This is a genomic window from Nonomuraea sp. NPDC047897 (assembly GCF_043204415.1).
Taxonomy (GTDB): Bacteria; Actinomycetota; Actinomycetes; order Streptosporangiales; family Streptosporangiaceae; genus Nonomuraea.
Genome location: NZ_JBIDCC010000008.1, coordinates 221,916 through 233,520 on the forward strand (window position 1 = coordinate 221,916; position 11,605 = coordinate 233,520).

The 11,605-nt window shown below is 70.8% G+C and carries 11 protein-coding genes; 9 read left to right on the forward strand and 2 right to left on the reverse strand.

From position 1 onward, the window contains the following. Positions 1-135 precede the first annotated feature (135 nt). Both ACGF0J_RS19865 and ACGF0J_RS19870 read right to left on the reverse strand, forming a co-directional pair. On the reverse strand, positions 136-792 hold the full coding sequence (locus tag ACGF0J_RS19865; protein WP_393147724.1) for a response regulator: 657 nt from the start codon (positions 790-792) through the stop codon (positions 136-138). A 61-nt stretch (positions 793-853) separates the two neighbouring features. Next, positions 854-2,137, reverse strand: coding sequence for a sensor histidine kinase (locus ACGF0J_RS19870; protein WP_393147726.1), 1,284 nt, complete (start codon positions 2,135-2,137; stop codon positions 854-856). 166 nt (positions 2,138-2,303) lie between these two features. Between ACGF0J_RS19870 and lon the strand changes: the two genes are divergently transcribed. From lon to ACGF0J_RS19915, 9 genes are all read left to right on the forward strand, one after another. After that, positions 2,304-4,676: an endopeptidase La gene (gene lon / locus ACGF0J_RS19875; RefSeq protein ID WP_393147728.1), complete on the forward strand. Its 2,373-nt coding sequence runs from the start codon at positions 2,304-2,306 to the stop codon at positions 4,674-4,676. Positions 4,677-4,797: 121 nt separating this feature from the next. Then, positions 4,798-5,952 (forward strand): Fic family protein, encoded by a 1,155-nt coding sequence (locus ACGF0J_RS19880; RefSeq protein WP_393147730.1) that lies wholly within the window; start codon positions 4,798-4,800, stop codon positions 5,950-5,952. Positions 5,953-6,056: 104 nt separating this feature from the next. Beyond that, positions 6,057-6,215, forward strand: a complete 159-nt coding sequence (locus ACGF0J_RS19885; protein ID WP_393147732.1) for a hypothetical protein — start codon at positions 6,057-6,059, stop codon at positions 6,213-6,215. 72 nt (positions 6,216-6,287) lie between these two features. Then, positions 6,288-7,238 carry a methionine ABC transporter ATP-binding protein gene (locus tag ACGF0J_RS19890; RefSeq protein WP_393147734.1) on the forward strand — a complete coding sequence of 317 codons (951 nt, stop codon included), beginning with the start codon at positions 6,288-6,290 and terminating at the stop codon, positions 7,236-7,238. Positions 7,239-7,269: 31 nt separating this feature from the next. Continuing rightward, positions 7,270-7,926, forward strand: coding sequence for a methionine ABC transporter permease (locus ACGF0J_RS19895; protein WP_393147736.1), 657 nt, complete (start codon positions 7,270-7,272; stop codon positions 7,924-7,926). Positions 7,927-7,977: 51 nt separating this feature from the next. Then, a complete protein-coding gene (locus ACGF0J_RS19900; protein ID WP_393147738.1) occupies positions 7,978-8,760 on the forward strand; it encodes a MetQ/NlpA family ABC transporter substrate-binding protein in 783 nt (260 codons plus the stop codon). Between the two features lie 137 nt (positions 8,761-8,897). Then, positions 8,898-9,479, forward strand: a complete 582-nt coding sequence (locus ACGF0J_RS19905; protein ID WP_393147740.1) for a hypothetical protein — start codon at positions 8,898-8,900, stop codon at positions 9,477-9,479. 135 nt (positions 9,480-9,614) lie between these two features. Further along, positions 9,615-11,150: an AMP-binding protein gene (locus ACGF0J_RS19910; RefSeq protein WP_393147742.1), complete on the forward strand. Its 1,536-nt coding sequence runs from the start codon at positions 9,615-9,617 to the stop codon at positions 11,148-11,150. 73 nt (positions 11,151-11,223) lie between these two features. Further along, positions 11,224-11,355: a hypothetical protein gene (locus ACGF0J_RS19915; RefSeq protein WP_393147744.1), complete on the forward strand. Its 132-nt coding sequence runs from the start codon at positions 11,224-11,226 to the stop codon at positions 11,353-11,355. Positions 11,356-11,605 lie beyond the last annotated feature (250 nt).

Here is an 11,605-nt window from a genome sequence, read left to right on the forward strand (position 1 = left end):
CGGCGGACGACGACGCAGCGGTAGGTGACGGGGCGGCTCGGGAAGGACAGTCCCGCACCGGAGCGGCCTCCGCCACGGCGGACAGCCCATGACCCCCGTCCCGCCCGGGGTGCGTGAGGCCGGTGTGGGGTCAGGTCACTCGCCTGGGCGCACCAGGCCGGTCTCGTAGGCGTAGACGATCGCCTGGGCTCTGTCCCGCAGGCCCAGCTTCATCAGCACCCGCCCCACGTGCGTCTTGACCGTCTGCTCGGCCACCACCAGTCGCTCCGCGATCTCCTGGTTGGACAGTGCCTGGGCGACGAGGGTCAGCACCTCGGTCTCGCGTTCGGTCAGCTCGGCCAGCCGCCTGGTCGTCGGCGCGCGCGGCCCGCCCAGCCGCGCGAACTCGTGGATGAGCCGCTTGGTCACGGCCGGGGCGATGAGCGCGTCACCGGCGGCGACCACCCGCACGGCCTCGGCGAGCTGCGTGGCCGAGGCGTCCTTGAGTAGGAACCCGCTGGCCCCAGCCCGTAACGCCTCGTAGACGTAGTCGTCGAGGTCGAACGTGGTCAGGATGAGCACCTTGGGCCCGTCGCCGCCGGCCAGCAGCCGTCTGGTCGCCTCCAGGCCGTTCATCACCGGCATGCGCACGTCCATGAGCACCATGTCGGGCCGGAGCTCGGCCGCCCGTCGCACCGCCTGCTCCCCGTCGGCCGCCTCGCCCACGACCTCGATGTCCGGCTGAGCACCCAGGAACACCCCGAACCCGGTCCGGACCATGCCCTGGTCGTCGGCGATCAGCACCCGGATCATCCCCTGCCCCCTTCGCCCCCGCGTCCGTGGCGGGTTTCCTCTCGGCTGGCGTCGCCCCCGCTCACGACGGCACCTCGGCAGCGGCGACGGGCAGGGTGGCCGCCACCTCGTAGCCGCCTCCGGCAACCGGCCCTGCCTGGAAGGTGCCGCCCAGCAGGGACGCCCGCTCCCGCATGCCCACCAGCCCCTGACCCGCTCCGGGCGCGCCGGCGGGGGCGGTGCCGGGGCCGTTGGCGATCCGCAGTCGTAAGCGGTCGCCGTCACGGGTGAGGGCGAGGGTGACCGCCGCCCCCGGCGCGTGGCGCATCGCGTTGCTGAGCGACTCCTGCACGATCCGGTACGCCGACAGGCCCACGGCCGGCGGGAGCCCGTCGAGCGAGCCGGAGCGCTCGACCCGTACGGTGAGGCCGGTGGTGCGGGCGTTGGCCACCAGCTCGTCGACCCGGTCGAGGCCGGGTTGCGGGGCCGTGTCGCTGCGCCCCTCCTCGTCGCGCAGCACGCCGAGCACCTGGCGCAGCTCGGTGAGGGCCTCCAGCGACAGCGTGCGGATCTCCGCCAGCCCGGCCTCCAACTGGGCGGCGTCGCCCGCGGCCTTCATCGGCACGGCCTCGGCCTGGATCGCGATGACGGACATGTGGTGGGCGACGACGTCGTGCAGCTCGCGCGCGATGCGGGCGCGCTCCTCCAGCACGAGCTGGGCGCCGAGGGCGAGCTGGGTGCGTCGCTCCTCCTCGACCAGCCGGGCCGTGGCGCTGCGCCGGATGCGCACGTTGTAGCCGAACAGGATCGTCACCGTGACGACGACCGTGCCTATGGGCATGCTGGCGGAGTCGATGATCCACATGGCCAGCACGCTGACGACCCAGACGGCGAACGTGATGGGCCTCGCGCAGCGCACCGCCACCGAGTAGAGCACCAGGGTGTACGTCACGATGAACGGCATCGTGTAGGGCATGCTCATGTCTTCGGCGGGACGCAGCGCGCCCACCACGAACAGGTAGGCCGGGATCAGCGCCAGCACCGTCCGCCAGGCGGCGAGCGGCAGACGGTCACGCAGCATCAGCGGCAGGGCGACCGTCAGGGCGGGCAGAGGCAGCAGGCCGTCGTTGACGGGCAGCGGGCTCTCCTCGTTCCACGATCCGGACTCGCTCAGCGTGCCCACGAACAGGACGTAGGCGAGCACGAGATCGGCCACCAGCGCCAGATGCACCCGCTGGAACGGCAGCAGCACGGCCAGCCAGCGCGGCGCCCTCGGGGCCGTCAACCGCCCCGTGCGCACCGGCGGCGGATCCGCTTGCCCCCGGAACAGCGCCAGCGCGAAGGGACGCACCGCTGCCGAGATCACCGGGCCAGCTTACGGGCCGGGCCGGGCTCCGCACATCAGCCCCAGGTCCTCATCCCCAGGTATGACTTACATGATTACGCTCGCTCTGAGCGAACACCGGCAGACAAGGGAACATTCGGAGGCTCTGATGAATTGAGTCCATACAACTCAACCCTTTGGAGTTCGCATGAGTGAGAGCTTGATCCTGCCGGTCCTGCCGCTCGATGACGAGGTCGTGCTGCCGGGCATGGTGGTGCCGCTGGACCTGTCCGACTCCGAGGTGCGGGCGGCCATCGACGCGGCCGAGTCGGCCGGCCGCGCATCCGGGCGTAACAAGCCGCGGGTGCTCCTCGTTCCCCGGATCGACGGCCGCTACGGCGCCGTGGGCGTGCAGGCCGTGGTCGAGCAGGTGGGCAGGCTGCCGGGCGGCGAGCCCGCGGCCGTGGTGCGCGGCGTCGACCGGGTGCGCGTGGGCACCGGCACCACCGGCCCCGGTGCCGCGCTGTGGGTGGAGGCCATCACCGTCGACCCGGCCCCGGTGAGCGAGCGCGCCCACGAGCTGGCCAAGGAGTACAAGGCGCTGGCCACCACGATCCTGCAGAAGCGGGGCGCCTGGCAGGTGGTCGACCAGGTCAACCAGATCGACGACCCCTCCGTGCTCGCCGACAGCTCCGGCTACACCCCCTGGTTGACCACGGCCCAGAAGGTCGAGCTGCTGGAGGCCGCCGACCCGGCCGACCGGCTGGCCCGCCTCGTCGAGTGGTCCCGCGAGCACCTCGCGGAGCTCGACGTGGCCGAGACGATCCGCAAGGACGTCCAGGAGGGCATGGAGAAGCAGCAGCGCGAGTTCCTGCTGCGCCAGCAGCTCGCCGCGGTGCGCAAGGAGCTGAAGGAGCTCAACGGCGACTCCGCGGAGAGCGAGGAGGAGGACTACCGCGCCCGGGTGGAGGCCGCGGACCTGCCGGAGAAGGTCCGCGAGGCCGCTCTCAAGGAGGTCGACAAGCTGGAGCGGACCTCCGACCAGTCGCCCGAGACCGGCTGGATCCGCACCTGGCTCGACACCGTGCTCGACCTCCCGTGGAACGAGCGCACCGAGGACACCTACGACATCAGTGGCGCGCGGTCCGTGCTCGACGCCGACCACACCGGCCTCGCCGACGTCAAGGACCGCATCATCGAGCACCTGGCCGTACGCAAGCGCCGCCAGGACAAGGGGCTCGGCGTGGTGGGCGGGCGCCGCAGCGGCGCCGTCCTCGCCCTGGCCGGCCCGCCCGGAGTGGGCAAGACCTCGCTCGGCGAGTCGGTGGCGCGCGCGATGGGCCGCAAGTTCGTCCGTGTCGCCCTCGGCGGCGTCCGCGACGAGGCGGAGATCCGCGGACACCGGCGCACCTACGTCGGCGCGCTGCCCGGCCGCATCGTCCGCGCGATCCGCGAGGCCGGCTCGATGAACCCGGTCGTGCTGCTCGACGAGGTCGACAAGGTCGGCGCCGACTACCGCGGCGACCCGACCGCGGCGCTGCTGGAGGTGCTCGACCCGGCCCAGAACCACACGTTCCGCGACCACTACCTGGAGGTCGAGCTCGACCTGAGCGACGTGCTGTTCCTGGCCACGGCCAACGTCCTGGAGGCCATCCCCGGGCCGCTGCTCGACCGGATGGAGGTCGTCACGCTCGACGGCTACACCGAGGACGAGAAGGTCGCCATCGCCCGCGACCACCTGCTGCCCCGGCAACTGGAGCTGGCGGGCCTGACGGCCGAGGAGGTCACGGTCGAGGACGCGGCGCTGCGCAGGCTGGCCGCCGAGTACACCCGCGAGGCCGGGGTCCGTTCGCTGGAGCGCTCGGTCGCCCGCGTCCTGCGCAAGGTCGCCGCCAACGACGAGCTGCCCGTCCGGGTGGACGCCGACGGGCTGGTCGGCTACCTCGGCCGGCCGCGGTTCGTGCCCGAGTCGTCGCTGCCGGAGTCGCGGCAGCGCACCTCGGTGCCGGGCGTCGCGACGGGCCTGGCCGTCACGGGCGCCGGAGGTGACGTCCTGTACGTGGAGGCGTCGCTGGCCGACCCCGAGACCGGCGAGACGGGCCTGACGCTGACCGGCCAGCTCGGCGACGTGATGAAGGAGTCGGCCAGGATCGCCCTGTCCTACCTCCGCTCGCACGGCGCGGAGCTGGAGCTGCCGGTCACCGCGCTGAAGGACCGCTCGGTGCACGTCCACTTCCCGGCGGGCGCGGTGCCGAAGGACGGTCCGTCGGCCGGCGTGACGCTGACGACGGCGCTGGCCTCGCTCCTGTCGGGCCGCCAGGTCCGCGGTGACGTGGCCATGACCGGCGAGATCTCGCTGACGGGGCGGGTGCTGCCGATCGGCGGCGTCAAGCAGAAGCTGCTTGCGGCGCACCGGGCGGGCATCACCACGGTGCTCATCCCGGCCCGCAACGAGCCCGACCTGGACGACGTGCCGCAGGAGGTGCGCGACGAGCTGACGATCCACACCGTCAGCGACGTGCGCGAGGTGCTGGACATCGCTCTCACCTCGGCGAAGGTCCCCGCCACGGCCGCCGCCTGAGCGCGGGCGGACGCCCCGCCGTACACCCTTCGAGGGGGAGCGGCGGGGCGTTTCGTGCGCTATAGATGGATAAATCATCCAGTGCTTTGACTGAATGATTCGTTCATGCTTTGCTGGCGGCATGCTGTACGCCACGCCCTCGCTCGACCCCGCCGACCAGGCGGTCCTCGCGGAGATCGAGGAGATGCGCCGCGACCTGAAGTACCGGCTCGCCGAGCCGCACCGCTGGGACGGCCAGCTCCGCAGGCAGCTCCAGGCCCGTGCCATCCAGGGATCCAACTCCATCGAGGGCTACCGCGCCAGCGTCGAGGACATCGAGTCGATCATGGCGGGTGAGGAGCCGCTGGAGACCTCGGGCGCGGTGGCGCGCGAGATCGCGGGCTACCAGCAGGCGTTGACGTACATCCAGGCACTGTCGCGGGCGCGGATCTTCCGTTTCGACGTGGGGCTGCTCCACGCGCTGAACTTCATGATGATCGGTCACCATCGCGACAAGACGCCCGGAGTGGTCCGTCCGGGCGGCATCTACGTGCGCGATTCCACGACGGGCGAGGTCGTCTACGAAGGACCGGACGCCGAGCTGGTCCCCGGCCTGCTGGACGAGCTCGTCCGCTGGCTGAACGAGGGTGACCTGGATGCCCCGGGCTACGTGCGCGCCGCCATGGCCCATCTGAACCTCGTCAAGATCCATCCGTGGCGCGACGGCAACGGCCGGATGTCCCGCGCGCTGCAGACCCTCGTTCTGGGGCGCGACCAGATCACCACACCGGAGTTCTGCTCGACCGAGGAATGGCTCGGTCAGCCGCGCGTCACGATCGACTACTACGACGTCCTGGGGGAGGTCGGCCGCCGCCGATGGAGCCCGCACGGCGACACCCTGTCCTGGGTGCGGTTCTGTCTGCGGGCTCATCATCTCCAGGCCCAGCGGGTGCGGCAACGGCTCGTCGAGGCCGGGGAGATCTGGGTGCTGCTGGAGAAGCAGGTCGACGCCGACGGGCTGAACATCCGGTCCGTGTCGGCGCTGTACGAGGTGTTCGTCAACCGCAGGCTGCGCCGCAGCCGCTACCAGGCGGAGGAGGGGCTCAGCCAGGGGCAGGCCGCCCGCGACCTGCGTGACCTGGCCGCCAAGGGCTGGCTGCGGCCGTACGGGGAGACCAAGGGCCGCTTCTACGCGCCCGGCCCGCGCATGGTGGAGATCAAGGCGGACTTCGCCGCCCGGGCGACGCCGCTGCGCGACCCGTACCGTGACGCGGATCACGCCAGCGGCCGGGAATAGCCGCATATCCCCATGTCGTTGGCATGACTTGTGAACGAGGCATACGCGAAAGGCCACCCGAGCGCCCACGGCGGCGCCCGGTGTCGCATGCGTATGGGGCGAATGTGCGCCATGGGCTGTCCGGCCCGCAGGTGCTGTCAGGCCGGCTGAGCAAGCCGCCGAGCAAGTCCGCCCGTTCCCTCCCCGATAGGTCACCCATGATCTCGCCAGGTTTCGTGCTGCGCAGGCTGAGCCACCTGCCGTTCCACCCCGGCACCCGCTGACCGCCGGTCTCTCGTTCCGGTCGTTGTTCGGTCCGCGCGGCGTGCGCCGCGTTCCAATGGTGGAGATGTTCCGTGATTCAGGTATCCGGCCTGCGCAAACTGTACGGTGACACCGTCGCGCTCGACGGGGTCGACCTGCGCGTGCGCAAGGGCGAGATCTACGGTGTGCTCGGTCAGAGCGGCGCCGGCAAGAGCACGCTGCTGCGCTGCGTCAACCTGCTCGAACGGCCCACCGCGGGCACCGTCACCGTGGCCGGGCAGGATCTGACGGCGCTGCCGGAGCGGGAGCTGAACCGCGCCCGCCGGCGCATCGGCATGATCCACCAGCATTTCGCGCTGCTCTCGTCGCGCACGGTCGCCGGAAACGTGGCCTTCCCGCTGGAGGTCATGGGCGTGCCCCGGGCCGAACGGCGACGCCGGGTGGCCGAGCTGCTCGACCTCGTCGGCCTCGGCGGCCGGGGCGGCGACCACCCGCACCAGCTCTCCGGCGGCCAGAAGCAGCGCGTCGGCATCGCCCGCGCCCTGGCCGGGGACCCGGCCGTGCTGCTGTCGGACGAGGCCACCTCGGCCCTCGACCCGGCCACCACGGACTCCATCCTCGACCTGCTCAGGCGGCTCAACGCCGAGCTGGGGCTGACGATCCTGCTGATCACCCACGAGATGAACGTCGTCAAGAGCGTCTGCGACTCGGTCGCCATCATGGCGGACGGCCGGGTGCGGGAGTCGGGCCGCATCGCCGACCTGATCAGGACGCCGGGTTCGCGCCTGACCAGGGACATCTTCCCGCTGCCCGAGCCGGCGCCGGCCGGCTCGGTGACGCTGACGTTCACCGGCGACCCGCAGCGGCCGGTCGTGTCGGAGGCGGTGCGCAAGTTCGACGTGCAGATCAGCATCCTGGGCGGCTCGATCGAGGAGCTGGCCGGCGGCTCCGTCGGCCGGTTGCGGGTCGCGATCACCGGCGAGAGTGAGCCCGCGCTGGCCTACCTGCGCGAGCGCGGGCTGCTGGTGGAGGTCGCCCCGTGAGCCGCGACCGGTCCGTGACGGAGGAGAAGCGATGACCTGGGACGAGATGGCGCCGCTGCTGGGCGAGGCCACCTGGCAGACCGCGCAGATGGTCGGCTGGTCCACCCTGTTCACCGTGCTCCTCGGGCTGCCGCTGGGTGTGGCCCTCGTGGTGTTCGACCGGGGCGGGCTGCTGCCGCTGCCGGCGGTGAAGGCCGTGCTGGGCGTGGTCGTCAACGTGGGCAGGTCGCTGCCCTTCATCGTGCTGATGATCGCGATCATCCCGTTCACCCGGCTGGTCGTGGGCACCACGATCGGCACGGCGGCGGTGGTGGTGCCGCTCACCGTCGGCGCCGTGCCGTTCTTCGCGCGCCTGGTCGAGACGGCGCTGCGCGAGGTGGGCACCGACGTGGTGCAGGCCGCCCAGGCCATGGGCGCCGGCCGTACGACGATCGTCGGCAAGGTGCTGCTGCCCGAGGCGCTGCCGGGGCTGGTGGCCGGGCTGACCGTCACCGTCGTGGCGCTCATCGGCTACTCCGCGATGGCGGGCACCGTCGGCGGGGGAGGGCTGGGCGACCTCGCCGTCAGGTACGGCTACCAGCGGTTCGAGACCCTGATCATGATCGTGACCGTCGTGGTGCTGGTCGTGATCGTGCAACTCATCCAGAGCCTGGGCGACGTGGTCGCCCGGCGTCTGTCCCACAAGTAAGGAAAAGTAATGAAATTTCGAAGCATTGTAGGCGCTGCTGTCCTGTCGCTGTTGCTGACGGCATGCGGGGCGTCGCAGTCCGTCACCTCCGGCCCGGCCGAGTCGGCCGACACCGTGCTGAAGGTCGGCGCGAGCCCGGTGCCGCACGCCGAGATCCTCACCTACGTCAAGGACAACCTGGCCCCCGCCGCCGGGCTCAAGCTGGAGATCGTCGAGTTCACCGACTACGTGCAGCCGAACGTGCAGCTCGGCGAGGGCCAGCTGGCCGCCAACTTCTTCCAGCACAAGCCCTACCTGGACGACTTCAACGCCTCCAAGGGCACCAAGCTCAGCTTCGTCACCCCTGTCCACCTGGAGCCGCTCGGCCTTTACTCCAGGAAGGTGACGGACCTGTCCGCGCTGCCGAACGGCGCCGCCGTGGCCGTGCCGAACGACGCCACCAACCTGGGCCGGGCGCTCAAGCTGCTCGCCGACAACGGCCTGATCACGCTGAAGGACGGCGCCGGCACCGCGGCCACCGAGCGGGACGTGACGGGCAACCCGAAGAACCTGGCGTTCAAGCCGCTGGAGGCCGCGCAGCTCCCGCGCTCGCTCGACGACGTCGACGCCGCGGTGATCAACGGCAACTACGCCATCGAGGCCGGGCTCAAGCCCGCCTCGCAGGCCCTGGTGCTGGAGAAGGCCGAGGGCAACCCGTACGCCAACGGCCTGGTCGTGGCGGCCGGACACGAGAAGGACACGAACATCGTCACCCTCGGCAAGCTGCTGCAGGACCAGAAGGTCAAGGACTTCATCAAGCAGAAGTACGAGGGCTCGGTGATCGCCGCCGAATGATATTGATATTTCCGATAGATCAGGAAATGGCTTGCATTTAGGGCTATAGCGCTTCTCAAGGCATTTGTAAGCATTCAGCAATGGGGTCGGCGTACGAATACGGGGACAGCGACACCTCTCCCGAGGAGGACCCGACCATGCGAATCGTCTCGCGCATCCTGATCGGCGCCGCCGCGGCCACCGCCGTGGCCGTCGGCGCCCCGGTCGCCGCCCAGGCGGCGACCTCGACCGGTGCCCAGTCCGGCGCCCAGTCCGGCTTCGAGGCGGACTGGGGCCCCTACTTCTCCGGCGACCACCGGGCCAAGGCGACCGGCCACGTGAGCGTGGAGAAGAAGCCGTACAAGCACTGGTACTGGAAGACCGTCGTCGTCAAGAAGAAGGTCTGCAAGCCCGGCCAGAAGCACTGCAAGATCGTCATCAAGAAGACCAAGAAGCGCGCGTGGGTGTGGAAGCACCGCGACGTCTTCACCGTGCACAGCACCCTTTCCTCGAAGAAGTGGTGGGGCGGCAAGAAGTGCGCCTGGGAGACGTTCAAGGTCGTCGAGCACGACGGCGACACGTACTTCCGGAAGTTCCGCAACTGCACGAAGTTCCCCGCCGAGTTCTCCTTCTCCGGCAAGGACGCCGCGCACATCCTGGTGAAGGTGAGCCGGGGCCACTTCGGCGGCCCGACCGGACAGCACTCCGACTGGAAGGACGTCTACCACGCGGCCGCCTGATGCCGAGGCGGCGACGGGGCCCACGCCCCCGTGCGGCACGGCGGGGCCGCGATCCCGGAGGACCCGTGGATCGCGGCCCCGCCCGCGCGGGCGGAGATCCTGGCGCCGGCGGCAGCGGCCGAATAGTGTTCGGTCATGCATCCGGGAGTCATCGCGGCAGCCACCCCCGACAAGCCCGCTGTGATCATGGCGGGCTCCGGCGAGATCCTCACCTACCGCCGGCTGGACGAGGAGTCCAACCGGCTGGCCCACCTCCTGCGCGCCGCCGGGCTGCGGCGCGGCGACCACATCGCCTTCATGCTGCCCAACCACCCCCTCTTCCTGGCCGTGGCCTGGGCCGCCCACCGCGCGGGCCTGTACTACACGGCGATCAGCTCCCGGCTGCTGACCGAGGAACTCGCCTACATCGTCGACAACTGCGCCGCCAAGGTGTTCGTCTCCAGCGCCGAGCTGGCCGGTGTCGCCACGTCCATCACCGAGGCCACCCCCGGCGTCGAGCTGCGGCTCATGCTCGACGGCGGCGCCGAGGGCTTCACCTCCTACGAGGACGCGGTGGCCGGGATGCCGGTCACCCCCATCGCCGACGAGTCGCAGGGCGCCGACATGCTCTACTCGTCCGGCACCACCGGCCGGCCCAAAGGGGTCAAACCGGGCCTGCCGAAGGCGCCGCTCACCGAGCCCGGCATGCTCTACCGCCTCATCGAGGGCCTGTTCAAGCCGGACGCCGACAGCGTCTACCTCTCGCCCGCCCCGCTCTACCACGCGGCGCCGCTGCGCTACTGCATGACGTTCCAGCGGCTCGGCGCGACGGTCGTGGTGATGGAACGCTTCGACCCCGAGCGCTACCTCGCGCTGGTCGAGCGGCACGGGGTGACGCACACCCAGCTCGTGCCGGCCATGTTCGGCAAGCTGCTCAAGCTGCCCGAGGAGACCCGCAAGGCGTACGACCTGTCGTCACTGCGCTGCGCCATCCACGCCGCCGCGCCCTGCCCGGTCCCGGTCAAGGAACAGATGATCGACTGGTGGGGGCCGATCATCCACGAGTACTACGCGGGCACCGAGGGCAACGGCTTCCTCTACACCGACTCCCACGACTGGCTCGCCCACCGGGGCACCGTGGGCCGTTCGCTGCTCGGCACCGTGCGCGTCTGCGACGCGGCCGGCGACGAGCTGCCCGTGGGGGAGCGGGGGCTGGTCTACTTCGACAGCGGCATCCGCTTCGAGTACCACGGCGACCCCGGCAAGACCCGCTCCGTCCAGGACCCCCAGGGGCGGGGCTGGACCACCCTCGGCGACATCGGCCACCTCGACGCCGACGGCTTCCTGTACCTCACCGACCGGCTCTCGTACATGATCATCTCTGGTGGGGTGAACATCTACCCCCAGGAGGCCGAGAACGTCCTGTCGGTGCATCCCAAGGTCGCCGACGTGGCCGTCTTCGGCGTGCCCGACGAGGAGATGGGCGAGCAGGTCAAGGCCGTGGTGCAGCCCGTGTCGATGGCCGAGGCGGGACCGGCGCTGGAGGCCGAGCTGATCGCGTACTGCCGGTCCCGGCTGGCCGCGTACAAGTGCCCCAAGTCGGTCGACTTCCGGGCCGAGCTGCCCCGCCACGCCACGGGCAAGCTCTACAAGCGGCTGCTCAAGGACGAGTACTGGGCCGCCGGCCGCTGAACCGCCGCCATTGACGCCGCCCGCGGGCCGCTCGACACTGAAGGCCACCTGTGCCGGCCCGTTGGGGGGCGTCATGCCCGAATGGCTGCTCGCGGTCCTCTTCCTCGTCGGACTGTTCGGCGTCGGAGGCGCCGTCTACGCGGTCCTCATCTGGCGGGACCGGGGCGACCCCGCGATCGGCGACGGCATCCCGACGCGTGACTGACACCTGCGACGCCCGGGTGTAGGTACCTGTGACCTACGACCTGAGGCATGCCAACGGGCGCGGCGAAATCGGTGCGGAGCCCCCGCACCGGTCACGCCGACCTTTTCAGGCCTCACCCACCGGCCCGTTGTAGACGAGCTTCGCGCTCTCTGCCGGGACGATGATGTCGGCCACCTCGACCACCTGCTCGCCGGCGAAGAACGTGTAGGCGGTGCGCATGACGTCGTGCTGGTTGCCTGGCGGACGACGC